Genomic DNA, 24314 nt, shown 5'->3' on the forward strand with positions numbered 1-24314 from the left:
GCACGCATGAAACAGGCATGGCTCCTCGCGCTGGCCGTGGCCGCCGGCGCGGTTCAAGCGCAGAACGCGGCGCCCGCGCCGCTCCGCGTGATCCTCGTCGGCGACTCGACGATGGCCGCGAGGAGCGGCTACGGCGACGCGCTCTGCGCGCGCTTCAAACCGGAGGTGAGCTGTCTCAACCTCGCCAAGGGCGGACGCAGCACGAAGAGCTTCCGCGCCGAAGGCCTGTGGGACCAGGTCATGGCCCTGCTGCGCGATCGGCGCGACGGCCAGGCCGACGTGGTGCTGATGCAGTTCGGGCACAACGACCAGCCCGGCAAGCCGGGCCGGTCGACGGATCTGCAGACCGAATTCCCCGCCAACCTCGCCCGCTACATCGAGGAGGTCGCGCCCACTGGCGCGCGGCTCGTGATGCTCACGCCGCTCACGCGGCGGAGCTTCGATGCGCGGGGCCGGCTCGACAACGCGCTGCAGCCCTGGGCCGACGCGACGCTGCGCGTCGCCGCCGAGCACCAGATCCCGTCGATCGACCTCAACGCCCTCAGCCACGCGGCGGTCCAGGCGATGGGCGAGACCGAGGCCGACACGCTCGCGATGGCGCCCAGGCCGCTTGATGCGCCAGCGCAAGGGGCGTCCGCCGCCGATCGCGGTGGCGCTGCGAATCCCGTCTTCGACCGCACGCATCTGGGTGCGAAAGGCGCGGAGCTGTTTTCCGCGATGGTGGCCGGACAGCTCGTGACGACGCTGCCCGACCTCCAACGCTGGATGCGCTGACCTGACGCCCGTCAGACCAGATCGGCCATGGCCTCGACGGGAATGATGGCGCCGGGATAGCCGATGACACGGGCCGCGACGCGATTCCCATGCGTTGCCGCGCTGACGGCGTCATGCCCGCTCAATCGCCGCGCCAGATAGCCGCCCGCGAACGAGTCCCCCGCCGCCGTCGTATCGACCACGCGCTCGACCCGCTGCGTCGGCGCCTCACGCCACTCCCCAACTTCCTCCCTCTTCCCGACGTCAGCGGTCTCTCCAACTCCCTCGCCCGCTTGCGGGAGAGGGTAGGGGAGAGGGCCAGCGGCCGTCGCAGACCGCGACTGCTCACGCGCTCTCACGAGCGTCGACGCCGCCCCGCGCTTGATGATCAGCTCCGCTGGCGGCAGCGCCCGCGCATGCGCGATGGCCGCTTCGACATCCGCGAACTCCATCAACGCCTGATGATCGTCCGCCGTCACCAGCGCGATGGTCGCGAGCGAGAACGCGCGCTCGAACGCCGCCCTCGCATCAACGCGGCTGGCCCAAAGCCTGGGCCGGAAGTTGTTATCGAAGACGACATGCGCCCCGCGCTCCCGCATCGCCGCCATCAGCGCAAACAGCCTTTCACGCCCTGCTTCCGGCAGGATCGCCAGCGTGATGCCGCTGAGATAGAGCGCATCGAACTCCTCGATCCGTGCCTCGATCGGCGTCACCGCGTCCTCGAAATAGCCCCTGGCCGCCGCGCTCTCACGCCAGTAGTGAAAGCTGCGCTCGCCACCCGGATCCACTTCGATCATGTAGAGCCCCGGCATGCGTCCTGGCAGTCTGCGCACGAGCCGCGTGTCGATCCCCTGCCCGCGCCATCGCTCGAGCAGCCCGTCGCTGAGCGAGTCCTCGCCGAGCGCCGTGGCATAAGCCACCTCGATCCCCGCCGCCTTGCCGCACCGCCGCAGATACACGGCGGTGTTGAACGTATCGCCGCCGTATCCCAGCGTCATCGCGCCGAAGGCTTCGCCCTTGAGTTCGAGCATGCATTCGCCGATCACGGCCACGCGCTTGGTCATGGATTCCTCTACGTCTCGACCTGTGAAACGATGTTCCGAATCTTCCTTCGCACGTGCTTCGCGGTCCATCGGGGCGAGCCCGATGGCCTGGACCGGCTGACCGAGCGCTCGAAGCGCGGGCAGTTGCCGCTGCTCGACCACGACGGCGTGCTCGGCGACGGGGCGGCCGTCGACGACCGGTTTGGGATGGCGGAAGAAGAGCATCGGGCCGACATCGCGCCGGCAGGCGTGTTCTTCAAGCGCGGGTATGCCCGCTCTTGAAGGACGCCGCCGCGCAAGGGATCAGGCCGCGTCCTGATTCCAACCCCGGATCACGAATCTCAAGCGGCCCTTGATGCCGGGCGTCGTCGGCTGCCGGGAACCATCGGGCGCGATGCTCGTGCTGTCGATGTCGACGGTCACCTCGACGGCCTCGCCGGCGATCTGCTGCGGCGTGAGCGCGGTGCTCGCGGGCGCGACGCCCGCGTCCTGCCACGCGTACTTGACCTTCCACGGCGTGCCATCGGCGCGCGGCGGCTCGAGTTCCAGGATCAGCGCATTGCGGAACAGATAACCGCCTTCGAAGTGCTGGTTGAGCCAGAGCCGGTGGTCGATTTCGTAGTCGGGCACGCGCACGCCCAGCGTCAATCCATAGGCGAGCGAGCGCCGTCTCGGATTCACCTTCGCGCGGTTGGCGAGGAACACCGTCGACAGGTAGCTCGCGCAGGGCTTGCGGCCCTGCAGCCAGTCCGCATGCGTGACGCAGGCGACCGAGTCCTCTTCCGAGGTGCGCCGCGTCAGGTACCAGAGCTTGCCGCGCGGCGAGGCCAGCATCTCGATCTGGTACAGCGCGTTGATCTTCTCCGGGTGGCCATCGGCCGCCTTCAACACATCCGGCGGCAGGCGGATCTCGTCGATGTCCATCCAGATGTCGACGCGCACGTCGCCGAACAGGAATCGCGTGAGGTTCTGGAAGGCTTCCTCGCTGTTGACGATGCCGTAGAAGCCCGAGTGCGAGCGATAGGCGAAGGCCTTCGCGCAAGGCGAGCCGATGCTGCCATCCGCGTTGAGCCCGCACAGCGTCGCGTTCTCGATCTTCACCAGCCCGTCGCTGCCGTTGCCGACGAAGGTGCGGGACAGGCCCGCGCCGACCTCGTAATCGAGGCGGTTGGTGCCGACCATCGTGAACACGCGCTGCGAGGGGAAGCGCGCCTCGGGCAGCAGGTCCACGGCGCCATGCCGCGCGAAGGCCTCCTTCAGATCGAGGTACTCGGCCATGCGGGTGCCGCGGTTGAAGTTGCTGATGTCCATCGCGGAGAACCACGACGGCACGTTCACGCCCAGCATGTCGATGCCGTTGTGCGGCGTGGCGTAGGTGAAGAACTTGTCGACGCAGCCGGCGACGCCCTTGGGATCCAGGTCCGGGTTCTGGAGGAAGGCGCGGCAGACCAGGCCGCCCATCGAGTGCGCGACCAGATGGCAGCGGAAGTCCTGCTCCTTGTCGACGCCGCTGCGCGGATTGGCGACGACGAGCTGGCGCACCTTGGCCACGAGTTCGGACAGTCCCTTCGCGAAGCCTTCGATGGAGGGCGTCTGACCGCTGCCCAAGAGTGTCGAGGCCGGGTCGTAGTAGCGGTAGATGACGATGGATCGGCTGCCCAGCGCGTTGTCGGTGGGCTTGCCGGCGGCGTCGAATTCCCAGCCGGGATCGACGATGTCGAGGCCGTCCTCGTAGACGTCGGCATAGCCGAAGTCCGAGGCGAGGCGCACGACCGGCGATTCGAAGACGAACTTGCGCGGCCGGGTCCTGTCGCTGGCCGAGGCCCGCATCGTCGTGGAGCCGAGGTTGAAGCCGCAGAACGGATCGGCGGTCGTCTCGTCGATCTCGCCGCGCGACATCGCGAAGCCCCGGACGTAGACGATCGGATGGAACGGAGCGTTGTTGTTGGCCATCGGGCCCTCCCTCGGGGCCCGGTGCGGAGGCGAACCCCAAGGGAGTTTCGCGTGCGGGAGCGGGGTGGTCATCCCCAAGTTTTAGGGCGCGGCCACGCAACAACCGATGCGCTCGGGAGCGCTTCAGGCGGCGTGCGGGCGGTCGAGCTGCTCGCGCAGGAAATCAATGAAGCGTTGAGTTTTCGCCGGAAGCAGGCGCGTCTCGGTGACGGCGTGCACCGAGACGGGGGGCGCCCGCCAATGCGGCAGGACGCGACACAAACGCCCGGCCGCCACGTCTTCGGCGACAACGTCCTCAGCCAGCATGGCGATCCCAAGGTCCAAGGTGGCGAATCGCTGCAGCATGACCACGCTATTGAGCGCGAAGCGCCCGCCGATCCGGACCTCGACAGCCGCGCCCTTCCTGTTCACCGGATGAAGCGCCCAAACATCGGCCTCTGCCGTGCGCGGTCTCAGGCATTCATGCTGAGCGAGGTGGGCTGGCTGGGTGGGCACGCCGGCGCGCTCCAGGTAGCGCGGCGATGCGTAGAGGTAACGCGCCAGACTCGCGATCGGGCGGGCGATCAGGTTCGAGATCGGCGGCTCTCCCATGCGGATCGCCACGTCGAAAGGCTCCGTCACGAGATCGACGCGTCGCGAAGAGAAATCGAATTCGAAGCTGATACCAGGATGGCGGCGCGCGAACTCGGCGATCAGCGGCGACAGGAAGAGGTTCGCGTAGCCCTCCGGCATCGACACACGCAGCACCCCGCGGGGCTGGGCAAGCATGTCGCCGAGTTGCTCGTGAGCCAGTCGAGCTTCTTCGACGATGCGCTTGCAGCGCTCGAAGTACAGCACGCCGGCTTCGGTCAGTTCAATCTTGCGGGTCGTGCGGTGCAACAAGCGAAGACCGATCGCCTTCTCCAATGCGCTGATGCGGCGCGACAGCGTCGAGTTCGGGATTCCGGTCGCCTCGGCGGCGCGACGAAAGCTCATCGCCTTGACGACCTCGACGTACAGGGCCATGTCGTTCAGAGGATCCACGCATTGCTCCAATTCTGGAGCACTGGATTCTATTGAACTGGGTTTATCCCAAGCCTTGATCGGGCCACCATGGCGGCCGAGCCACCGTCATCTCGGGATACGTTCGCGTAGCCCTCCAACCAAGGAGAACCCACATGCCATTCCAACGATTCACCGGCAATAGCGCCGCGATGCTGCTCATCGACCATCAGGTCGGCACGATGGGCTGGGTAACGTCCACGCCCTTCGCGGAAATGAAGCGCAACGCGTTGATCCTGGCGCAGGCCGCGAAGATCCTGAAGATGCCTGCCGTGCTGACCTCCAGCATGGAGGAGGCGGCCCAGGGCCCATTGCTGTCCGAACTCGAAGCCATCCTGCCGGCCGAATTTGCCGGGCGGATCAAGCGTGCGGGCATCGTCAATGCCATGGATGACGAGCAGTTCGCGGCCGCGGTCCAGGCGACCGGCCGAAAGAAGCTCATCCTGGCTGGGGTGACCAACGACGTTTGCACGGTCTATCCGGCATTGAGCTTGGTCGGCCAGGGGTTTGAGGTTCAAGTGGTCGCTGATGCCGGCGGCTCCCCGACCAAGATGGCCGACGACATCGCGCTGCGCCGGATGGAGCGCGCCGGCGTGACGCTGACGACGACGAACCAGCTGATCGCCGAGCTGGCCGGCAGCTGGACGACGCCCGACGGCGGGCAGCTTGTGCAGGTCCTCATGGCGCCGCAGGCGTGAGACTGGGGTCGACTGCACCGGGTGTGCCCGGGTCATCACCGCAAGTGAGGAGGACCTCGGAATGCGAGCTTGGTCCAGGTGACCCCGGCCGCTCGATTCAGCGGCTGGAAGGACTCGGTGAGCCGATTGAAAACGCATGACAGGCCTCGCTTGCTCGCCAGCTCCATGGTTTCGTCCGCGCTGACGTCGAACATTCGCCGACCGGGAGGAACGGGGCCATGTCTGAGCGTCATCACGACGACTCCGTCTGGCGAGAGCAGCGCAGCGAGCGTCTCCATCGCGGCTTCTCTCTCTGCCGCCGCGAGATGCATCCACACCGCGAAGAGCACGATGAGGTCAAAGCATTTCTGACGAGCGCGAACCGCTTGCAGGGCAGGCAAGGCGTCATTGACCCATTCGATCCCGAGCCCCTGATGCAGCTGCTCTGCAGCCCTTCGCAACCCGGTCGTCGGCTCGACCGCCGTGACGCGATGCCCCTGCCTTGCAAACCACGCCGCGTCACTGCCCGAGCCGGCCCCGACATCCAGGACCTCGCAAGAAGGGCGTCGAAGAAGATGAAGCTCGGCACCGTGCCTGTCCTCGAATGCACCGGCCTGGTACCGCTCAATGAGTGGGCTCGCCATCTCCTCGTAGCCTTCGGTGCCTGGAATCAACAGCATCTCTCCATCGTTTCTGCCCGCTCTTCGGCTGAACGAGGAATGTACGTCCGCTTGCGCCGTATCCCGCCCATCGGCCAGATCTGCGATGCAAAGGACGACGGCTGATACGCTTCGCCAGCATCAAGGCGAAGGAAGGGTTGGTCATGGCATCGAAGGCATTGAAAGCCTCTGTTCTGGCGGTGGCGGTCGCGCTCGGGGCGTACTGGTACTGGTCTCCCTTCCTCGCGATCCACCAGCTCCGTTCCGCGGCGAAGGCCGGCGATGCCGATGCATTCAACGACCGGGTCGACTACCCCAGGTTGCGCGAGAGCCTCAAGGGCCAGCTCTCCGCGGCCATCGGCGACAAGATGGCAGAGGACGCGCCGAGGAGTGACGCAGCGAGGGCCGGAGCCGTTCTCGGATCCCTGTTCGCAACAGCCTTGTCGGACCGCATGGTGGAGGCGTTCGTTCGTCCGGAGGTCGTCATGCGGGTCATGCAGGAAGGCAAGCTTCTTCCAAAGACCGGCCAGGGCCGCGGCAGGCGCGATCGAGGAAATCCGCCCGAGGAGGCTTCGGGCCCGGAATCGTCGAGATCCCGCGAGCCCATCTGGTCAACCGAGCGAACGAGCGTCGACAAGCTCATCCTGTTCGCGCGCGACGCCGGTCAGCCCGAAGAGAAGCGCACCGGCCTGGTCTTCGAACGGCGCGGCTTCGCGTCGTGGCAGCTCACGGAGATCCGGCTGCCGGCGCTCTGAGTCGGAAGGCGCGGTCAGCGGCTAGCGCTCCTTGAACCACCTTCCCAGCGTCGCCCGCTCCTCGTCGGTGATGCCGGTGGCGTTGTTCAGCGGCATCGTCTTCTGCACGACCGCCTGCTGGTAGATCTCCGCCGCGTGTTGCTCGATGAGCTGCGGCTCGTGGAACTGGATGCGCTTGGGCGCCAGCGCGGCGTTGTGGCACGCCAGGCAGCGATCGTTCACGATCTTGCGCACGTCATCGAAGCTCACCTTCGCCGGCCCCGCCGGGCTCACGGCCGCGACCGGCGCCGCGCCCATCGCCTCCCGCTTCGGCGCCAGCCACGTGATCAAGGCCGCGAGCAAGGCCACGACCACCACCAGCAGCGGCCACGCGTTCACGCCCTTGTGGCGCCTCACGAACCAGGTCCGCACCAGCGCGCCGGTCAGCATCAGCCCCACCAGCACCAGCCAGTTGTGCGCATGGCTGTAGAGCATGCCGTAGTGGTTGGACAGCATCGCGATCAGCACCGGCAGCGTGAAGTAGGTGTTGTGCACGCTGCGCTGCTTGCCGCGCTGGCCATGCACCGGATCCACCGGCCGGCCCGCCCGCATGTCCGCGATCACCTGCTTCTGGCCCGGGATGATCCAGAAGAACACGTTCGCGCTCATCATCGTGGCGATCATCGCGCCCACGATCAGGAAGGCCGCCCGGCCCGCGAAGAGCTCGCTCGCGCCCCACGCCGCCACCGCGATCACCACCGCGATCAGGCCCAGCACCACGCCGTCATTGCCGATCGAGCCATCCGCCTTGCGGCCGAAGCGACGGCAGATCTGGTTGTAGACGAGCCAGCCGCCCGCCAGGAAACCGAGCGCCCCGGCCACCGCCGCGGGCGCGCTCCAGTCATGCACGCGCTTGTCGATCAGGTAGGTGTCGGCATTGAAGAGATAGAGCAGCGCGAAGAGCGCGAAACCGCTCATCCACGTCCAGTAGCTCTCCCAGTAGAACCAGTGCAGGTCCCTCGGCAGATCCGCCGGCGCGACCATGTACTTCTGCGGGTTGTAGAAGCCGCCACCATGCACGGCCCACAACTCGCCGTCGACCCCCTTGGCCTTCAGGTCCTGCGCCTGCGGCTTGAGCAGGTGGTTGTCCAGCCAGACGAAATAGAACGAGGCGCCAATCCAGGCAATGGCCACGATCACATGCAGCCAACGCAGCAGCAGGTTGGCCCAGTCAAGCAGATAGCTGTCCATCAACGAATGAGGTTCAGGTCCGGACCACCACTGCGGGCGCTGTGAACCGGCAAGCGTCGCGCTGAAAATCCCGGGCGCCGCGGCGACGTTGAGGAGCGAAGTGTATACAGCTTGGCGTGCCAACTGCGGCGGCCGCTGGCCCTCACCCCCGCCCTCTCCCGCAAGCGGGCGAGGGAGCAGGAAGAGCAGGAAGAGCCGGACGGCGCAGTAAACCCCCTCGCCCCAGCGGGGAGAGGGAGGGGAGAGGGGGCTCGTGCCACAGCGCTGCTGCCCTTCGAAGCCCCCCCTCTCCCCTACCCTCTCCCCCCTCGCGGGGGGCGAGGGAGTAAGACAGAGCTCAGCGCGGTGCGGCGGGGTCCTGCATGGCTTGGGCCACGACGGACAGCGCCACCATTTCCGGTTGTTTTCCTGGGATGCCCGGGATGCCGATCGGGCAGGTCACGTGCGCCAGTTCGTCCGCGCCGAAACCGCGAGCCTCCAGCCGGTGACGGAAGGTCGCCCACTTGCTCTTGCTGCCGATCAGGCCGATGTAGGGCAGGTCCCTCGCCTCGCGCTGCCGCTTCAGGCAGGCGGCCAGGATGTCCAGGTCCTCCGCGTGGCTGAAGCTCATGATCAGCACATGCGATCCCGGCGCCAGCGCCGGCACCGCGCCCTGCACCGGCTCCGACTGCTCGGCCGCCACGTTGTCCGGCAACGGCTCGGGGAACATGCCCTCGCGGCTGTCGATCCAGTGCACGCGCGCCGGCAGCCTCGCCAGCAGGTCCACGATCGCGCGGCCCACGTGGCCGCCCCCGAACAGCGCGATCCGCCGCCAGTCCTGCCGGCCGCCAAGGCGCTCAGCCAGGCCCGCGATCGACGCCGCGTCCAGCCATTCGAAGCCCAGCCACACCACGCCGCCGCAGCACTGGCCCAGCGAGGGCCCGAGCGCGAAGCGCTGACGCGCCTCGATGACCCGGCCGGCCGCCAGCGCGGCACGCGCCTTCGCGATCGCGTCGAACTCCAGCTGGCCGCCGCCTATCGTGTTCAGCACCTCCGCCGCGGTCACCGCCATCCACGCGCCGACCTCGCGCGGCCCGCTGCCCTGCAGCGCCTCCACGCGCACCAGCACGGCCGGCTCGCGGGCCAGCCTCAGCGCCAGGATCTGCCACGACCGCATCGGCGCGCCCTCAGCTCCCGCGATAGGTCGAGTACGACCACGGGCTCGCCAGCAACGGCACGTGATAGTGCGCGTCCGGATCGGCGATGCCGAAATCCAGCGGCACCTCGTCGAGGAAGGCCGGCTCCGGCAGCGTCACGCGCCGGTGGCGGAAATAGGCGGCCACCTCGAACACCAGCCGATAGCGCCCCGCCTGCAGCGCCGCCCCCTCCAGCAGCGGCCCGTCGGCGCGCCCGTCGGCATTGAGCGTCAGCGCCTGCAGCAGGCGCGGCTCGCCGTTCTCCATCCGGTACAGCCGCGCCGCCATGCCGGCCGCCGGGCTGCCGTGCATCGTGTCCAGCACATGTGTCGTGAGCTTGCCCATCGGCGTCTTCGGTGGAATGAAAGCGCAAAGTGTATACACTCCCGGACACAAAATCCGCCCCGCCATGAACGCCCGCGACCCCGACGCCGCCGCCTCCGTCACCGAGCGCATCACCGCCGCCATCACGCAGGCGGTCGTCGAGCGCCGCCTGATGCCGGGCACCAAGCTCGTCGAGCAGCAGCTGGCGGACATCTTCGACTGCTCGCGCACGCTGGTCCGGCAGGCGCTCAACCAGCTGAGCCGCGACCGGCTCGTGCGGCTCGAGCCCGCGCGTGGCGCCTTCGTCGCGCAGCCCAGCGTCGAGGAGGCGCGCCAGGTCTTCGAGGTGCGCAAGATGCTCGAGGCCGCGATGCTGTCCGACCTCTGCCAGCGCATCAGCCCCGCGCAGGTCCGCCAGCTGCGCAGCCACCTGAAACAGGAACGCGAGGCCATCGCCCGCACCGACGTGCCGGGCCGCACCCGGCTGCTGGCCGACTTCCACGTCGTGCTCGCCCGCATGCAGGGCAACGAGGTGCTGGCCCAGTTGCTCACCGACCTGCTCTCGCGCAGCTCGCTGATCGCGCTGATGTACCAGAGCTCCCATTCCGCCGCGGAGTCCCAGGCCGAGCACGAAGCCATCGTCGATGCGCTCGAGGCCCGCGACAAGCGCGCCGCGCTGAAGCTGCTCGACGCGCACCTGGGTAACGTCGAGGCCAACCTGCGGCTCGATCCCCGCGTGCAGGACCTCAAGGCGGTCCTGCAGCCCTGAACCGTTCCACCTCCATGCCGTCCATGAAACCCGTCGTCTCCCCCGGCTATCCCCGCGACCTGATCGGCTATGGCGAACATCCGCCGCACGCGCAGTGGCCGGGCCAGGCGCGCATCGCGGTGCAGTTCGTCCTGAACTACGAGGAGGGCGGAGAGAACTCGGTGCTGCACGGCGACGCCGGCAGCGAGCAGTTCCTGTCCGAGATGTTCAACCCGCCCGCCTTCCCGGCCCGCCACCTGAGCATGGAAGGCATCTACGAATACGGCTCGCGCGCCGGCGTGTGGCGGCTGCTGCGCGAATTCGAGAAGCGCGCGATGCCGCTGACGGTGTTCGGCGTGTCGATGGCGCTGGAGCGGCATCCGGAGCTGACGCAGGCCTTCGTCGAGCTGAACCACGAGATCGCCTGCCACGGCTGGCGCTGGATCCATTACCAGCAGATCGACGAGGCCATCGAGCGCCAGCACATGGACATCGGCATGGACATCATCCAGCGCCTGACCGGCGAGCGGCCGTCGGGCTGGTACACCGGCCGCGACAGTCCCCGCACGCGCCGCCTGGTGGCGGACTTCGGCGGCTTCGAGTACGACAGCGACTACTACGGCGACGACCTGCCGTTCTGGCTCAACGTGCGCAAGACCGACGGCACGCTGGCCCCGCAGCTGGTCGTGCCCTACACGCTGGACTGCAATGACATGCGCTTCGCGCTGCCGCAGGGCTTCAGCCACGGCGACGAGTTCTTCGAGTACCTGCGCGACACCTTCGACGTCCTCTACGCCGAGGGCGCCGAGGCGCCGAAGATGATGAGCATCGGCATGCACTGCCGGCTGCTCGGACGTCCGGGCCGGATGCGCGCGCTGCAGCGCTTCCTCGACCATGTCGAGAAGCACGACCGCGTCTGGATCGCGCGCCGCGTCGACATCGCCCGCCACTGGCGCGCGACCCATCCGTTCGACGCCGACCAGGCCTTCGTCTGGGGCTGAGCCCACGCCGAGCATCCGATGAGCACACCCGCCCTCACCCTCGACCTCCTCAACGCCGCCGGCCAGGCGCGCTTCGCCGCGCTGCTCGATGGCATCTATGAACACTCGCCGTGGATCGCGCAACGCGCCTTCGCGGCGCGGCCGGCGCAGGGCTTCGCCAGCCTCGCCGCGCTCAAGCACGCGATGGCCAGCGTCGTCCGCGAGGCGTCGCTCGACGAGCAGCTCGGCCTGATCCGCGCGCACCCCGAACTGGCGGGCAAGGCGATGGTCGCGAAGTCGCTCACCGCCGAGTCCACCCACGAGCAGCGCACCGCGGGCCTCACCGCCTGCACGCCCGAGGAGTTCGCGCGCCTGCAGCAGCTGAACGCGGACTACAACGCGCGCTTCGGCTGGCCCTTCATCCTCGCGGTGCGCGGCCCGCGCGGCGACGGCCTGTCGCGCCAGCAGATCATCGACACCTTCGCGCGGCGCCTGAACGGGCATCCGGACATCGAGCGCGCCGAGTGCCTGCGCCACATCCATCGCATCGCCGAGATCCGCCTGAACGACAAGTTCGGCGTCACGCCGGCGCTGGGCAATCAGGTCTGGGACTGGGCCGAATCGCTCGCGCGCTTCTCCGACCCCGGCTTCGCGGAGCACGGTCAGCTGACCGTGCTCTACCTGACCGAGGCACATCGCGCCGCCGCGGCCCAGCTCGCGGACTGGATGCGCGAGTGCGGCTTCGACGAGGTGTCGATCGACGCCGTGGGCAACGTCGTGGGCGTCTATCACGGCGAGGATCCCAGCGCCCAGCGCCTGCTGACCGGCAGCCATTACGACACCGTCCGCAATGGCGGCAAGTACGACGGGCGGCTCGGCATCCTGGTGCCGATGGCCTGCGTGCGCGAGCTCAAGCGCCAAGGCCGCCGGCTGAAGCACGGCATCGAGGTGGTCGGCTTCTCCGAGGAGGAAGGCCAGCGCTACAAGGCGACCTTCCTCGGCTCCAGCGCGCTGGTGGGCCGCTTCGACCCGGCCTGGCTCGACCAGGCCGATGCCGACGGCGTCGTGCTGCGCGAGCTGATGCAGGGCGCCGGCCTGCCCGCGACCATGGACGCGATCCAGGCGCTGCGGCGCGATCCGTCGCGCTACCTCGGCTTCGTCGAGGTCCACATCGAGCAGGGCCCGGTGCTCAACGAGCTCGACCTGCCACTGGGCATCGTCACCTCGATCAACGGCAGCATCCGCTACGTCGGCGAAATGCGCGGCCTGGCCTCGCATGCCGGCACGACGCCGATGGGCCGGCGCCGCGACGCGGCCGCCGCGGTGGCTGAGTTGATCCTCTACGTCGAGGAACGCGCCGGTGCCGTGGCGGAGGTCGTCGGCACCGTCGGCCAGCTGCAGGTGCCCAATGGCTCGATCAACGTGATCCCCGGCCGCTGCCGCTTCAGCCTGGACCTGCGCGCGACCACCGACGCCGCCCGCGACGCGCTGGACGCCGACGTGCGGCAGCGGCTCGCGGAGATCTGCGAGCGCCGCGGCCTCACGTTCACGCTCGAGCGCACCGAGACCGCCGCCGCCGCGCCAAGCGCGCCGGTGTGGCAGGCGCGGTGGGAGGCGGCGGTGCTGGCGCTCGGCCTGCCGGTGCACCGGCTGCCCTCGGGCGCCGGCCACGACGCGATGAAGCTCCATCAGGCGATGCCGCAGGCCATGCTGTTCCAGCGCGGCCTGAACCTGGGCATCAGCCACAACCCGCTCGAAGCCATCAGCAACGACGACACCGAGCTGTGCGTGCGCGCCTTCCAGGCGCTGCTCGACGGACTCTGACTCCCTCCGACGCCCGCCATGACCGCCTCCACCGCCTCCACCGCCACGCCCTCCCCCAACGACACGCGCTTCGCGGCGCTCGACGCCTGGATCGACGCCCACTTCGACGAACAGGTCCGCTACCTGCAGGCGCTGGTGCGCGTGCCGACGGACACGCCACCCGGCAACAACGCGCCCCACGCGGAGCGCACCGCCGAGCTGCTCGCCGCCATGGGCTACGCCGCCGAGAAACACCCCGTGCCGGCCGCCCAGGTGCGCGAGTACGGCCTGGCGTCCCTCACCAACCTGATCGTGCGCCGGCGCTTCGCCGACGGCGGCCCGGTCATCGCGCTGAACGCGCATGGCGACGTCGTGCCGCCCGGCGAAGGCTGGACGCACGATCCCTACGGCGGCGAGGTCGTCGACGGCCGGCTCTACGGCCGCGCGTCGGCCGTCAGCAAGAGCGACTTCGCGACCTACACCTTCGCGCTGCGCGCGCTCGAGGCCATCCAGGCCCAGGGCGCGCCGCTGAAGGGCGGCGTCGAGCTGCACTTCACCTATGACGAGGAATTCGGCGGCGAGCTGGGCCCCGGCTGGCTGCTGGCGCAAGGCCTGACCCGGCCCGATTACCTGCTCGCGGCGGGCTTCAGCTACCAGGTCGTCACCGCCCACAACGGCTGCCTCCAGATGGAGGTGACCGTGCACGGCAAGATGGCGCACGCCGCCATCCCCGACACCGGCATCGACGCGCTGCAAGGCGCGGTGGTGATCCTCAACGCGCTGTACGCGCGCAATGCCGAGTACCGCAAGGTCACGTCGTCCGTCGAGGGCATCGAGCATCCCTACCTGAACGTCGGCCGCATCGAGGGCGGCACCAACACCAACGTGGTGCCCGGCAAGGTGACGCTCAAGCTCGACCGCCGGATGATCCCGGAAGAGGATCCCGAGGTCGTCGAGGCGGAGATCCGCGACACCATCGCCCGGGCGGCGGCCTCGTTCCCCGGCATCACGGTCGAGATCCGGCGCCTGCTGCTGGCGCGTTCGCTCAAGCCGCTGCCGGGCAACCGGCCGCTGGTCCAGGCGTTGCAACGCCACGGCGAGGCGGTGTTCGGCGAGCCCATCCCGACTTCCGGCACGCCGCTCTACACCGACGTGCGGCTCTACGGCGAGCAGGGCATCCCCGCCGCCATCTATGGCGCGGGACCGCGCACGGTGCTGGAGTCGCATGCGAAGCGCTCGGACGAGCGGGTCGAGCTCGAGGACCTGCGCCGCGCCACGAAGGTGGTGGCGCGCACGCTGCTCACGCTCCTGGGCGCCGGCTGAGCATCCCCCCGGCGCGCGGCGGACGCCGCATGGCCGGGGCCACCGGGCGCGAGCCTAGAATCCGGCCCGCCATGCGCCTGCATTCCCCTTCCGCCCTCGTCCGCTGGATGGTCGCCCTGACCTTCTGGCTGGCGGCGCTGCTGCCCGCGGCGGCCATGGCGGCGCAGGCGCTCGATGGCGAGCTGGCGCCGTGGACGCAGATCTGCCGCGCCAGCGTCGTCGGGCCACGCGCGGCCGAGCTGCGCGAGGGGCTGTCCGGCAGCGGCGTGAACGACCAGGACCACGCGCTGTTCCAGCATTGCGCGTTCTGCCATCTGCATCAGGACGCGCTGCCGCTGCCGCCCGTTCCCGTGATCCTGCCGCTGCGCGCCGAGCTGCGCCACGGCGTGCCGGAGCGCTTCCTCAGCGCGCCGGTCACCGCCCACGCCTGGCGCAGCGCGCCCGCGCGGGCGCCGCCTTCGACGGTCTGAAGCCGCCGCGCCGGCCGTGCCGGCGCCCCTTCGTTCCGTTGGAGTTTCCTTTCATGCACAGCATTTCCCGTGCGCGCCGGCTGCAGGCTGGCGCGCTGACGGTGCTGGCGACCGCTTCCGCCGCCGTGTGCGCGGCGCAGGACGCCAGCCCCCGCGCCCAGAGCCTGGGCATCGTCCGCGTCGATGGCGCGGCGCCGACCTCGCTCCCCAGCCGCATCCCCACCACGATCGAGGGCGTCAGCGGCGAGGACATCGCCCGCGACATCAACGCCACCGACGCCGAGGACGCCCTCAAGTACCTGCCCAGCCTGCTGGTGCGCAAGCGCTACATCGGCGACTACAACCACGCGGTACTGTCCACGCGCGCCTCGGGCACCGGCAACAGCGCGCGCTCGCTGGTCTATGCGGACGGCATCCTGCTGTCCAACCTGCTCGGCAATGGCGCCACCTTCGCGCCGCGCTGGGGGCTGGTGTCACCCGAGGAGATCACCCGCGTCGACGTGATGTACGGGCCGTTCTCGGCGGCGTATCCGGGCAACGCGGTCGGCGCGGTGGTCGACTACCAGACCCGCATGCCGTCGCGTTTCGAGGCGCATGCGCGCCTCGGCTACAGCCATCAGCCCGATGACCGGTACGGCGCGCGGCGGAGTTATGACGCGACGCAGGCCAGCGCCTCGATCGGCAGCGCCGAGGGCGCGTTCTCGTGGTGGATCCACGCGGGCCGCACCGACAGCGAGGGCCAGCCGCAGACCTTCGCGACGCGGACCGTGAGCACCGCGCCCGCCGATCCCGCCGCCGTGCCGGTGATGGGCGCGGTGCCAGGCCTGAACCGCGCCAACCAGCCGTGGCTGCTGCTTGGCAGCGGCACGCAGTACGACACGGTCCAGGACCAGGCGAAGCTGAAGCTGGCCTACGAGCTGCAGCCGGGCCTGCGCGCGCTCTACGTCTTCGGGCTGTGGAGCAACCACGCCGATGGCCGCTCGCGGAGCTTCCTGACCGACGCCGAGGGCCAGCCGGTCGACCACCGCCGTGGTGGCGGCCTCACGCAGCCCGTCAGCATCGACGGCAAGGGCTACACGCTGGGCGCCAGCGATTTCCCACAGACGAGGGACGAGCTCGAACACCGCATGCATGCGCTGTCGCTGAAGCGGCGCGTCAGCGAGGGGCTCGGCTGGGAGCTGTCGGGCAGCGTGTACGACTACCTCGCCGATCGCTCGCGGGCTTACGCGCCGACGCAGCAGGCCAGCGAGGGCGGCCGCCTCACCGATCAGGCGGGCACCGGCTGGAACACGCTGTCCGCCAAGCTGACCTGGGCGCCGGCGGGCAGCGATCACGCGATCGACGCCGGCCTCTCGCAGGAGCGCTACCAGCTGCGCACGCGGGTGTCCGGGCTGAGCGACTGGCGCTGGGGGGCGGCGGGCTCACAGACCTCGCGCTTCGAGGGCGACACGCGCGTGCGGGCCGTCTTCGCGCAGGATGCCTGGACCTTCGCGCCGGACTGGACCGCGGTGCTGGGTCTGCGCGGCGAGCGCTGGCAGGCCTTCGACGGCCTCACGCAGGCCGCCGCCGACAGCGCGCCGCATCGGCACGGCGACCGTGCGCGCACGGCCTGGTCGCCGAAGGCGGCGCTGTCCTACGGTCTCTCCGAGCATTGGGTGCTGAAGGCCAGCACCGGACGCGCAGTGCGCTTCCCGACGGTGAGCGAGCTGTTCCAGGGCGGTTTCGATCCGGCCGGCAACTTCATCAACAGCAACCCGCTGCTGAAGCCCGAACGCAGCTGGACCAGCGAACTCAGCGCCGAATGGACGGGCGCCGGGCGCGACAACCTGCGGATCACGCTGTTCCACGAGGACAGCCGGGATGCGCTGTATTCGCAGATCAACCCGGGCGTGAGCACCTCGACCAGCACGGTGCAGAACATTGATCACGTGCGCACGCGCGGGGTCGAGTTCAGCGGCACGGCGACGCTGCCCAGGCGCGTGACGCTGACGGGCAGCCTGACCTTCGCGGACTCGATCATCCTGGCCAACGGCGGCTACGCGACGGTGCCCGGGGACACGATCGGCAAGTGGCAGCCGCGCGTGCCGCGCTGGCGGGCGACGCTGCTGGCGCAATGGCAGGCGCGGGATGACCTGAGCCTGAGCCTGGGCGCGCGCTACAGCGGCAAGCAGTTCAGCACGCTGGACAACAGCGACGTGAATGGCTTCGCCTACATGGCCGCGAGCAAGTACTTCACCGTCGACGCGCGGGCGCAATGGAAGGTCGACCGCCAGTGGACGCTGGCCGCCGGCATCGACAACCTCAACAACTACCGCTACTGGAACTTCCATCCGTATCCGGCAAGGACGTTCCAGGTGGACGCGAGGTGGGACTACTGAGGCAATCCATCCGGCAGCTCGGCATCGGGCCAGTGCCGCGCTGCATGGATCACGTCGTCCGGAAGGTCAGACGAGCCCTCCGCTCCGAATTGCTCCTCGATCTCCCGTTCAACCTGCTCGAGAGGCACATCGTGTCCGAGTGCGCTGGACCGACGTGCTTCCTGCACGAGCCGGTATTCGTGAGCCTCCCAGTTGTCCGGATCGAAGAACTCGGGGCTGTTGATGAAGACGGCTTCCTCAATCAACCAGGACACGTGCTCGTCCAGCGTGAGGTTCGATTTCACAGCCCCTGCTTCGAGCTTGCGCTTCAGCTCCGCATCGATGCGGATGGTCAACGTGATGGTCTCGGGCTCGGGCATCGGGGGACTGAAATGGATGGGATCCAGGAGGGCGTTCATTCTGCACCTGCACTTTCCAACGAGGAGAAGAAGAGCAGTCTGAGCGCCCTGGCGACAGTCCGATTTCAGCCGGCCGCCCCAAACGACTTGGACAAGTCAGCACTTCGGAAAAGTCGATCAGTTTGAGCCAGTTCTCATCGCCACGGGCCTCCCGCGTTCAACGCCTCCGTACTTCCCCTGACTGACCAAAGGCACCCCCGCCCCTGCCGGGCACAATCGTCCGCCACCGCCCCGCCGGCCACGAGCCGCGGGGCGGCTTTCCGACTCCCAGGAGCACACCGCATGCATTCCCGACTTTCGCTGACCGCCGCGCTGGTGGTCGGGCTTGGCGCCGCCGCGGCCGCGACCGCTCAGACCGCGCCGGCCGCCCCGGCCTCGGCCACCGCCGCGCAGGCCTTGAGCTATCCCGCCACCCGCAAGGTCGACCAGACCGACGACTACCACGGCACCCGCGTCGCCGACCCCTACCGCTGGCTCGAGGACGACAACTCCGCCGAGACCAAGGCCTGGGTCCAGGCCCAGAACGCGGTCACCGACAAGTTCCTCGGCGCGATGCCCCAGCGCCTGCCCACGCGCAAGCTCTACACCGAGCTCTACAACTTCGAGAAGTACGGCGTCCCCTACAAGGAAGGCGGCCGCTACTTCTGGACCCGCAACGACGGCCTGCAGCAGCAGGCGGTGCTCTACACCGCGCGCAGCCTGAAGGACACGCCGCAGGTCGCGCTCGACCCCAACACGCTGTCCAAGGACGGCACCGTCGCCCTGACCGGCGGCGCCGTGTCGCGCGACGGCCGGCTGATGGCCTACGGCACCGCCGGCGCCGGCTCCGACTGGCAGACCTGGAAGGTCCGCGACCTGGAGGCCGGCAAGGACCTGCCCGACACCATCGACTGGGTGAAGTTCTCCGGCGCGTCCTGGACACCCGACGGCAAGGGCTTCTTCTACTCGCGCTACGACGCGCCCAAGGAAGGCCAGGCCCTGACCGGCGCCAACTACTTCCAGAAGGTCTACTACCACCGCCTGGGCACGCCGCAGTCGGCCGACGCGCTCGTCGCCGAGAACCCGGCCGAGAAGGAATGGGGCTTCAACGTCGAGGTCACCGATGACGGCCGCCTGGGCCTCATCCATGTGTGGAAGGGATCGGGCAGCAAGAACGGCCTGATGCTGCTGCCGCTGGACAGCCAGGGCGGCTACGCCGGCGCCAAGCCGATCCCGCTGACGCTGAGCTTCGACGCCGAGTACAGCCCGGTCGTGCTCGACGGTCAGCGCCTGATCGTCAAGACCGACAAGGACGCGCCGCGCGGCCGCCTGATCGCGATCGACCTGGACAAGGAGTGGCGCGCCGGGGATCCCAAGACCTGGACCACGCTCGTGCCCGAGACGCAGGACGCGCTGACCGCCGCGAACGGCGTCGGCGGCGAGCTGATCCTGAGCTACCTGCAGGACGCCTCCACGCTGGTGCGCATCCACGCGCCGAGCGGCAAGCACGTGCGCGACGTCAAGCTGCCCGGCATCGGCACCGCGGCCGGCTTCGGCGGCAAGTGGAAGGACCCGGAAACCTTCTTCAGCTACACCAGCCTGACCACGCCGGGCGAGATCTGGCGCCTGGACGCGAAGACCGGCCGCACCGACCTGTTCAAGCGCGCGCAGACCGCGTTCGATGCCGACCAGTACGAGAGCAAACGCGTCTTCGTCACCAGCAAGGACGGCACCAGGCTGCCGATCTTCATCGCCCACCGCAAGGGCTTGAAGCTCGACGGCAGCAATCCGACGCTGCTCTACGGCTACGGCGGCTTCAACGTGCCGATGACGCCGGGCTACGGCGTCACCGCCGCGACCTGGATGAAGATGGGCGGCGTCTACGTGCTGGCCGTGCTGCGCGGCGGCGGCGAGTACGGCGCCGCCTGGCACGACGCCGGCACCAAGCTGCGCAAGCAGAACGTGTTCGACGACTTCATCGCCGCCGGCGAATGGCTGGTGGCCAACAAGTACACCCAGCCCGCGAAGCTCGCGATCAACGGCGGCTCCAACGGCGGCCTGCTGGTCGGCGCGGTGACCAACCAGCGTCCGGACCTGTTCGGCGCCGCGGTGCCGCAGGTGGGCGTGATGGACATGCTGCGCTTCCACAAGTTCACCATCGGCTGGGCGTGGACCTCGGACTACGGCGTGTCAGAGAACCCGCAGGAGTTCAAGGCGCTGCTGGCCTACTCGCCGCTGCACACGATCAGGAGCGGCGCGCGCTACCCGGCGATCCTGGTCACCACCGGCGACCATGACGACCGCGTCGTCCCGGCCCACAGCTTCAAGTACACCGCGACGCTGCAGGCCGCCGACACCGGCCCGGCGCCCAAGCTGATCCGCATCGAGACCCAGGCCGGCCACGGCGCCGGCAAGCCGACCTCCAAGATCATCGAGGAGCGCGCGGACATCCTGGCCTTCATCGCGAACACGTTCGGGATGGACGTGAAGTAAGCCGGATCGCGTTCCGCACCGGCCCGGCGCGTCCTCGGCGCGCCGGGCCTTTTCACGTCCAGATCGGGCGCAAGGGAAGGTCCAGCGCCCGGCACGTGGAAATGGCCGTGAAATCCGGCCAGTTGTTTGGCCGGATTTGGGGCCTGTTCTTCGAGGCTGGCCGGCGCGCCGCACGGCGATGATGCGAAGCATGACGACACGCCGCACGCCCGCCTTCCCGCAGTCCACGCTCCCGCGTCCCTGCACGCGAAAGCCCGCCCCGGCGCGGTCGCCGCACGGCGACTGACGTCCTCCTGATCCTCGCGCCCAGGCCGCGTCCCTTGACGGGTCGCCGATGGCCGGCGCGCCAGCGCCTCATTCGCCACGCCGCAGCACCACGCCCGCAGTCCGGGCGTCCAGGCGGCGTCCCAGCGCTCTTGCCCGGCCCGTCGATAGAGGGGCCGGGCATTTTTTTAACGATGTCCGCCGGGATCGCGAACCTCGCCGCTGCCATTCGACAACTGAATCGCCTCCGCCACTTGTCGAGTCGCTCATGAAGTTCCTCGTTCGAACCCCCGCCTCCACGCCGATCGAGCCCAGCGCCGAGCGCGCGGATGACCTGGTCGACATCGGCGGCGAATGCATCCCCGCCCACGTGCCGCTCGATGCCGAGCTGCGCAAGGCGCTGCACACGTGCGATGCCGGCGCCGTGCGGCGCCTCACCACCGAACTGCAGGAGGCCGCCGACCAGCGCAAGATCGATCGCGCCTCCCACCTCGTCCGGCTGCTGGACGTGCTGGGCGATAGCGACCTCGGGCCCGCCAACGCAGCGGCGTCCGACTATCTGCAGGCCTTGTCGCGGATCAAGGCCAAGCAGTCGGGCCTGCTGGTCCGACGCGCCGCCAAGTGGTCGCCAGCGACGGTGGCCGCCGCACTGGCATTGACCTATCCCGAGGCCTTGCGGCACACCACCTGGGTCGCCGACGACCAGCGTCCGGCCGCCATCCGGCGGTGGATCAGCCGGGTGAGCGCCTTCGCCGGCACCGGGCTGATCGACTCGCGCACGTGCACCAAGCTGCTGCTGGGGGGCCCGTCCGCCACGCCGTTGCCGCATCGGGCGCTGCGCCGCGGCGACCAGGCGGGCCTGGAGTTCCAGGCCGTGATGGACGGCTTCAAGGACTGCGCCTTCGCCGGCGCCCTCAAGGGCTCGGAGTTCCTCAGGCTGCTGCGGACCACCGACGAGGGTTTGGACCTGCCGGAGGCCGTTCTCAGCCGGGGTAACGCCAAGCACCTCCGTTCATTCCTCGACATGGCGCGCGGCGCGCGCGCCGTCGATGCGCTGAACGCGCAGGAGTACCTGGACCTGGTCACGAAGACGGCGGCCGGTGAGTCCTTCCTGGGCCGCCTGTGCCAAGGGAACCCGCGGGATGCCGTACCGCTGAATGTCTATCTCCACGCGCTGCTCAAGGCGGAGCAGACCGGCAACGTTCCCGCTGACACCCTGGCCGGCGTCCTGCTGACCCGCGCGGAGAACGGCAGGTTCCTCATCGAGCGCGCCGGCGCGGCGCAGGCGGCGGCCATCCGGCGCCTGCTGGACGAGGTGCCGGAGGAGATGTTCTCCGCGAAAGCGGCGGACATGATCCGCGGTCTGCTCCCCAGGTGAGTCCGCTGGCGCACCGCGTCAACGCTTGTCCAGCGCATAGGCGCGCACGCTGTCGCCGGGCTTGGTGCCCGTCGATCCGTGCCCGCCCGCGACGACCAGCAGGTACTGCCGGCCGTCGGCGCCCAGGTAGCTCATCGGGGTCGCCTGGCCGCCCGCGGGCAGCCGCCCCTCCCAGAGCTGGCGGCCGTCGTTGACGTCGTAGGCGCGGACATAGTTGTCCATGCTCCCCGAGAGGAAGGCCACGCCGCCCGCCGTCATCAGCGGTCCGCCCAGGCTGGGCACGCCCAGCGGCAAGGGCAGCGGCAGCGACGACAGGTCGCGCACCGTCCCGTTGCGATGGCGCCAGACCACGCGCCCCTCGTTCAGGTCGACGCCCGCCACCGTGCCCCACGGCGGCGTCTGGCAGGGAATGCCCAGCGGCGAGGTGAAGGGCTTCATCTTCGCCGCGAACGGCGCGCCGAAGTTCTCGTTGAGCGCCGGCAGCGAGCCGCTCGGCGGGCCCTCGTCCTGCACCAGCAGCGACTGGTCGTCGTGGCGCCGCACCAGCTGCGAGGTGAAGCCCAGCACCGCCGGCGTCGTGAAGGCGATGCCGCGCACCGGATCGACCGCGATGCTGCCCCAGTTGAAGACGCCGAAGTTGCCGGGATTGATCAGCGAGCCCTGCTCCGACGGCGGCGTGAAGCGCCCTTCGTAGCGCAGGCGGTGGAAGGCGATGCGGCACCAGAGCTGGTCGAACATCGTCACGCCCCACATGTCGCGCTCGCGCAGCACCGGCGGATTGAAGGAGATCGCCGACACCGGCTGCGTCGGCGCGCTGAAGTCGCCCGCCGCCGCGCCCTGCGGCGCCGGCGCCTCGGTCACGGGGAACACCGGCTTGCCGTCGCGCCGGTCCAGCACGAACAGCTCGCCCTGCTTGGTCGCCTGCACCAGCGCGGGCACGCGTTGCCCGCGCACGGTCAGGTCGACCAGCACCGGCTGCGCCGGCACGTCGTAGTCCCACAGGTCGTGATGCACCGTCTGGAAGACCCAGCGCGCGCGTCCGGTCGCGAGATCCAGCGCGACCACCGACGAGGAGTGCTTCTCCACGTTCGCCGAGCGCTTGCCGCCCCACTGGTCCGGCGGCTGGTTGCCCATCGGCAGGTAGACCAGGCCCAGGTCCTCGTCGACGCTGGCCACCGACCAGCTGTTGGGCGAGTTGGCCGTGTAGGTCTGCCCGGCGGCGATCGGCGCCGTCGCGTCGGGGTTCGCCGAGTCCCAGTTCCAGACCAGCGCGCCGGTCTCGACGTCGTAGGCGCGGATCACGCCCGACTGTTCCTTCGTGGACGCGTTGTCGAGCACCGTGCCGCCGACGATGACCAGCCGGCGCGTCACGACCGCCGGCGAGGTCGAGTAGTAGGCGCCGGGCTTGGCGTTGGGCATGCCGGTCCACAGATTCACCGCGCCTTGCTGGCCGAACGAGGGACAGGTCTTGCCCGACGCCGGATCCAGCGCGATCAGGCGCGCGTCGGCCGTCGGCATGAAGAGCTTGGCCGCGCACGGCGGCGACTGCGCGCCGGCCGGGGCCATCGCGTCCGGCGGCGGCTGATACGACAGGCCGCGGCAGGTCAGGTGCTGCAGCGCGAGCTCGCCCCGGACCTGCGGGTCGAAGCGCCACAGCTCGCGGCCCGTGGTGGCGTCGAGCGCCAGCACGGTCTGGTGGGGCGTGCACAGGAACAGGCGCTCGCCGACCTTCAGCGGCGTGACCTCGAAGGTGGTCTCCTTTGGATCGCCGGGCCGGCCGCGCAGGTCGCCGGTGTGGAATTCCCAGGCCAGCTTCAGCCCGCCGACATTGGCCGGCGTGATCTGCGCCAGCGGCGACCAGCGCTGGCCGAAGCCGGTGCGGCCATACGCGTGCCATTCGCCGTCCGGGATCGACGCCGTTCCGGAGGCGGCCGGCCCCGGCGGGCGCGCCGCGCCGCTGGCCGGCATCGTGCCCTGGACCGCATGCAGGTCATGGGTCCAGGACAGCACGGCCGCGACGACGAAAGCCGCCAGCGCCGCCGTCAGCGTCAGCGCCGGCGGGCTGCGCCAGGCGACGCGCCGGGGATCGTCGAGCGGCAGATGGCGGCGCATCGTGGGCACCAGCGCCAGCAACACGGCGCCGATCACGAAGGGCACGCCCAGGCGCGCGCCGAGCGGCCACCAGTCCAGGCCGGACTCCCACAGGCTCCAGGCGAGCGTGGCGAGGAAGTACAGCGCGTAGCCGAGCATGGCCTCGCGCAACCGGCCCCACATCAGCGCCCCGATGACCGCCCAGGCCAGGCCGGACAGCGCGTAGTACCAGCTGCCGCCGAGCGAGGCGAGCCACCCGCCGGCGGCCAGCATCACGAAACCCAGGATGAGCAGCACCGTGCCGAGGATGCGGGCCAGCCACGGGACTGGGGCGGGAGAAGGCGCGAGGACGGTCGACATGCGCCGCATCGGCAATCGACATGCCGGTTGCCCACGCCG

21 protein-coding genes are annotated in these 24314 nt (G+C 69.5%); 12 read left to right on the forward strand and 9 right to left on the reverse strand.

What is annotated here, in order from left to right:
- The first annotated feature begins 6 nt into the window (after positions 1 to 6).
- Positions 7 to 774, forward strand: a complete 768-nt coding sequence (locus tag ACEN96_RS22640; protein WP_495585283.1) for a rhamnogalacturonan acetylesterase — start codon at positions 7 to 9, stop codon at positions 772 to 774.
- Positions 775 to 785: 11 nt separating this feature from the next.
- Here the strand turns inward: ACEN96_RS22640 and ACEN96_RS22645 are convergent, their stop codons facing one another.
- A complete protein-coding gene (locus tag ACEN96_RS22645) occupies positions 786 to 1817 on the reverse strand; it encodes a sugar kinase (RefSeq protein ID WP_495585284.1) in 1032 nt (343 codons plus the stop codon).
- A 30-nt stretch (positions 1818 to 1847) separates the two neighbouring features.
- On the opposite strand from ACEN96_RS22645, the gene ACEN96_RS22650 reads away from it, so the two are divergent.
- Complete coding sequence (locus ACEN96_RS22650; protein WP_495585285.1) at positions 1848 to 2078, forward strand: hypothetical protein; 231 nt, start codon at positions 1848 to 1850, stop codon at positions 2076 to 2078.
- A gap of 21 nt (positions 2079 to 2099) precedes the next feature.
- Here the strand turns inward: ACEN96_RS22650 and ACEN96_RS22655 are convergent, their stop codons facing one another.
- Positions 2100 to 3749, reverse strand: coding sequence for a lipase family alpha/beta hydrolase (locus tag ACEN96_RS22655; protein ID WP_495585286.1), 1650 nt, complete (start codon positions 3747 to 3749; stop codon positions 2100 to 2102).
- A 123-nt stretch (positions 3750 to 3872) separates the two neighbouring features.
- Positions 3873 to 4772: a LysR family transcriptional regulator gene (locus ACEN96_RS22660; RefSeq protein WP_495585287.1), complete on the reverse strand. Its 900-nt coding sequence runs from the start codon at positions 4770 to 4772 to the stop codon at positions 3873 to 3875.
- Positions 4773 to 4906: 134 nt separating this feature from the next.
- Here ACEN96_RS22660 and ACEN96_RS22665 point away from each other — a divergent pair, with 134 nt between their 5' ends.
- Complete coding sequence (locus ACEN96_RS22665; protein WP_495585288.1) at positions 4907 to 5488, forward strand: isochorismatase family protein; 582 nt, start codon at positions 4907 to 4909, stop codon at positions 5486 to 5488.
- A 35-nt stretch (positions 5489 to 5523) separates the two neighbouring features.
- Here ACEN96_RS22665 and ACEN96_RS22670 read toward each other — a convergent pair whose 3' ends face one another.
- Entirely contained in the window at positions 5524 to 6147 is a 624-nt protein-coding gene (locus ACEN96_RS22670; RefSeq protein WP_495585289.1) for a class I SAM-dependent methyltransferase, read from the reverse strand.
- A gap of 143 nt (positions 6148 to 6290) precedes the next feature.
- Here ACEN96_RS22670 and ACEN96_RS22675 point away from each other — a divergent pair, with 143 nt between their 5' ends.
- Positions 6291 to 6881 (forward strand): DUF2939 domain-containing protein, encoded by a 591-nt coding sequence (locus tag ACEN96_RS22675; RefSeq protein WP_495585290.1) that lies wholly within the window; start codon positions 6291 to 6293, stop codon positions 6879 to 6881.
- A 21-nt stretch (positions 6882 to 6902) separates the two neighbouring features.
- Here ACEN96_RS22675 and ACEN96_RS22680 read toward each other — a convergent pair whose 3' ends face one another.
- The 3 genes from ACEN96_RS22680 to uraH form a co-directional block, all read right to left on the reverse strand.
- Positions 6903 to 8111: a urate hydroxylase PuuD gene (locus ACEN96_RS22680; protein WP_495585291.1), complete on the reverse strand. Its 1209-nt coding sequence runs from the start codon at positions 8109 to 8111 to the stop codon at positions 6903 to 6905.
- Positions 8112 to 8448: 337 nt separating this feature from the next.
- On the reverse strand, positions 8449 to 9267 hold the full coding sequence (xdhC, locus tag ACEN96_RS22685) for a xanthine dehydrogenase accessory protein XdhC (protein ID WP_495585292.1): 819 nt from the start codon (positions 9265 to 9267) through the stop codon (positions 8449 to 8451).
- 10 nt (positions 9268 to 9277) lie between these two features.
- A complete protein-coding gene (gene uraH / locus ACEN96_RS22690; RefSeq protein ID WP_495585293.1) occupies positions 9278 to 9631 on the reverse strand; it encodes a hydroxyisourate hydrolase in 354 nt (117 codons plus the stop codon).
- A gap of 64 nt (positions 9632 to 9695) precedes the next feature.
- Here uraH and ACEN96_RS22695 point away from each other — a divergent pair, with 64 nt between their 5' ends.
- From ACEN96_RS22695 to ACEN96_RS22720, 6 genes are all read left to right on the forward strand, one after another.
- Entirely contained in the window at positions 9696 to 10379 is a 684-nt protein-coding gene (locus tag ACEN96_RS22695) for a GntR family transcriptional regulator (RefSeq protein WP_495585294.1), read from the forward strand.
- 23 nt (positions 10380 to 10402) lie between these two features.
- Positions 10403 to 11359: an allantoinase PuuE gene (gene puuE / locus ACEN96_RS22700; RefSeq protein WP_495585295.1), complete on the forward strand. Its 957-nt coding sequence runs from the start codon at positions 10403 to 10405 to the stop codon at positions 11357 to 11359.
- An 18-nt stretch (positions 11360 to 11377) separates the two neighbouring features.
- Positions 11378 to 13162 (forward strand): 2-oxo-4-hydroxy-4-carboxy-5-ureidoimidazoline decarboxylase, encoded by a 1785-nt coding sequence (gene uraD / locus ACEN96_RS22705; protein WP_495585296.1) that lies wholly within the window; start codon positions 11378 to 11380, stop codon positions 13160 to 13162.
- 18 nt (positions 13163 to 13180) lie between these two features.
- The gene (locus ACEN96_RS22710) at positions 13181 to 14464 is read left to right on the forward strand and encodes a M20 family metallopeptidase (RefSeq protein ID WP_495585297.1); all 1284 of its coding nucleotides are present in this window, start codon (positions 13181 to 13183) and stop codon (positions 14462 to 14464) included.
- Between the two features lie 71 nt (positions 14465 to 14535).
- Positions 14536 to 14934 (forward strand): DUF2946 family protein, encoded by a 399-nt coding sequence (locus tag ACEN96_RS22715; RefSeq protein ID WP_495585298.1) that lies wholly within the window; start codon positions 14536 to 14538, stop codon positions 14932 to 14934.
- A 53-nt stretch (positions 14935 to 14987) separates the two neighbouring features.
- Complete coding sequence (locus ACEN96_RS22720) at positions 14988 to 17312, forward strand: TonB-dependent receptor (RefSeq protein WP_495585299.1); 2325 nt, start codon at positions 14988 to 14990, stop codon at positions 17310 to 17312.
- Here ACEN96_RS22720 and ACEN96_RS22725 read toward each other — a convergent pair.
- Positions 17306 to 17710: a CopG family ribbon-helix-helix protein gene (locus tag ACEN96_RS22725; protein ID WP_495585300.1), complete on the reverse strand. Its 405-nt coding sequence runs from the start codon at positions 17708 to 17710 to the stop codon at positions 17306 to 17308. The two genes, ACEN96_RS22720 and ACEN96_RS22725, sit on opposite strands and share 7 nt — an antisense overlap.
- Before the next feature lie 282 nt (positions 17711 to 17992).
- Between ACEN96_RS22725 and ACEN96_RS22730 the strand changes: the two genes are divergently transcribed.
- Both ACEN96_RS22730 and ACEN96_RS22735 read left to right on the forward strand, forming a co-directional pair.
- Complete coding sequence (locus ACEN96_RS22730; RefSeq protein ID WP_495585301.1) at positions 17993 to 20182, forward strand: prolyl oligopeptidase family serine peptidase; 2190 nt, start codon at positions 17993 to 17995, stop codon at positions 20180 to 20182.
- Between the two features lie 532 nt (positions 20183 to 20714).
- Positions 20715 to 21824, forward strand: a complete 1110-nt coding sequence (locus tag ACEN96_RS22735; protein ID WP_495585302.1) for a hypothetical protein — start codon at positions 20715 to 20717, stop codon at positions 21822 to 21824.
- Between the two features lie 18 nt (positions 21825 to 21842).
- On the opposite strand, the gene ACEN96_RS22740 is transcribed toward ACEN96_RS22735, so the two are convergent.
- The gene (locus ACEN96_RS22740; RefSeq protein ID WP_495585303.1) at positions 21843 to 24275 is read right to left on the reverse strand and encodes a membrane-bound PQQ-dependent dehydrogenase, glucose/quinate/shikimate family; all 2433 of its coding nucleotides are present in this window, start codon (positions 24273 to 24275) and stop codon (positions 21843 to 21845) included.
- Between the last annotated feature and the right edge of the window lie 39 nt (positions 24276 to 24314).

Source organism: Roseateles sp. Mitsp63, from assembly GCF_059491535.1.

Coding starts and splice junctions, on each gene's coding strand:
- uraH (WP_495585293.1), bottom strand. CDS start 9,631: ATGGGCAAGCTCACGACACATGTGCTGGACACGATGCACGGCAGCCCG.
- ACEN96_RS22730 (WP_495585301.1), top strand. CDS start 17,993: ATGCATTCCCGACTTTCGCTGACCGCCGCGCTGGTGGTCGGGCTTGGC.
- ACEN96_RS22680 (WP_495585291.1), bottom strand. CDS start 8,111: ATGGACAGCTATCTGCTTGACTGGGCCAACCTGCTGCTGCGTTGGCTG.
- xdhC (WP_495585292.1), bottom strand. CDS start 9,267: ATGCGGTCGTGGCAGATCCTGGCGCTGAGGCTGGCCCGCGAGCCGGCC.
- ACEN96_RS22710 (WP_495585297.1), top strand. CDS start 13,181: ATGACCGCCTCCACCGCCTCCACCGCCACGCCCTCCCCCAACGACACG.
- ACEN96_RS22675 (WP_495585290.1), top strand. CDS start 6,291: ATGGCATCGAAGGCATTGAAAGCCTCTGTTCTGGCGGTGGCGGTCGCG.
- ACEN96_RS22735 (WP_495585302.1), top strand. CDS start 20,715: ATGAAGTTCCTCGTTCGAACCCCCGCCTCCACGCCGATCGAGCCCAGC.
- ACEN96_RS22655 (WP_495585286.1), bottom strand. CDS start 3,749: ATGGCCAACAACAACGCTCCGTTCCATCCGATCGTCTACGTCCGGGGC.
- ACEN96_RS22695 (WP_495585294.1), top strand. CDS start 9,696: ATGAACGCCCGCGACCCCGACGCCGCCGCCTCCGTCACCGAGCGCATC.
- ACEN96_RS22645 (WP_495585284.1), bottom strand. CDS start 1,817: ATGACCAAGCGCGTGGCCGTGATCGGCGAATGCATGCTCGAACTCAAG.
- ACEN96_RS22665 (WP_495585288.1), top strand. CDS start 4,907: ATGCCATTCCAACGATTCACCGGCAATAGCGCCGCGATGCTGCTCATC.
- ACEN96_RS22650 (WP_495585285.1), top strand. CDS start 1,848: ATGTTCCGAATCTTCCTTCGCACGTGCTTCGCGGTCCATCGGGGCGAG.
- ACEN96_RS22720 (WP_495585299.1), top strand. CDS start 14,988: ATGCACAGCATTTCCCGTGCGCGCCGGCTGCAGGCTGGCGCGCTGACG.
- ACEN96_RS22640 (WP_495585283.1), top strand. CDS start 7: ATGAAACAGGCATGGCTCCTCGCGCTGGCCGTGGCCGCCGGCGCGGTT.
- puuE (WP_495585295.1), top strand. CDS start 10,403: ATGAAACCCGTCGTCTCCCCCGGCTATCCCCGCGACCTGATCGGCTAT.
- ACEN96_RS22715 (WP_495585298.1), top strand. CDS start 14,536: ATGCGCCTGCATTCCCCTTCCGCCCTCGTCCGCTGGATGGTCGCCCTG.
- ACEN96_RS22740 (WP_495585303.1), bottom strand. CDS start 24,275: ATGTCGACCGTCCTCGCGCCTTCTCCCGCCCCAGTCCCGTGGCTGGCC.
- uraD (WP_495585296.1), top strand. CDS start 11,378: ATGAGCACACCCGCCCTCACCCTCGACCTCCTCAACGCCGCCGGCCAG.
- ACEN96_RS22725 (WP_495585300.1), bottom strand. CDS start 17,710: ATGAACGCCCTCCTGGATCCCATCCATTTCAGTCCCCCGATGCCCGAG.
- ACEN96_RS22670 (WP_495585289.1), bottom strand. CDS start 6,147: ATGCTGTTGATTCCAGGCACCGAAGGCTACGAGGAGATGGCGAGCCCA.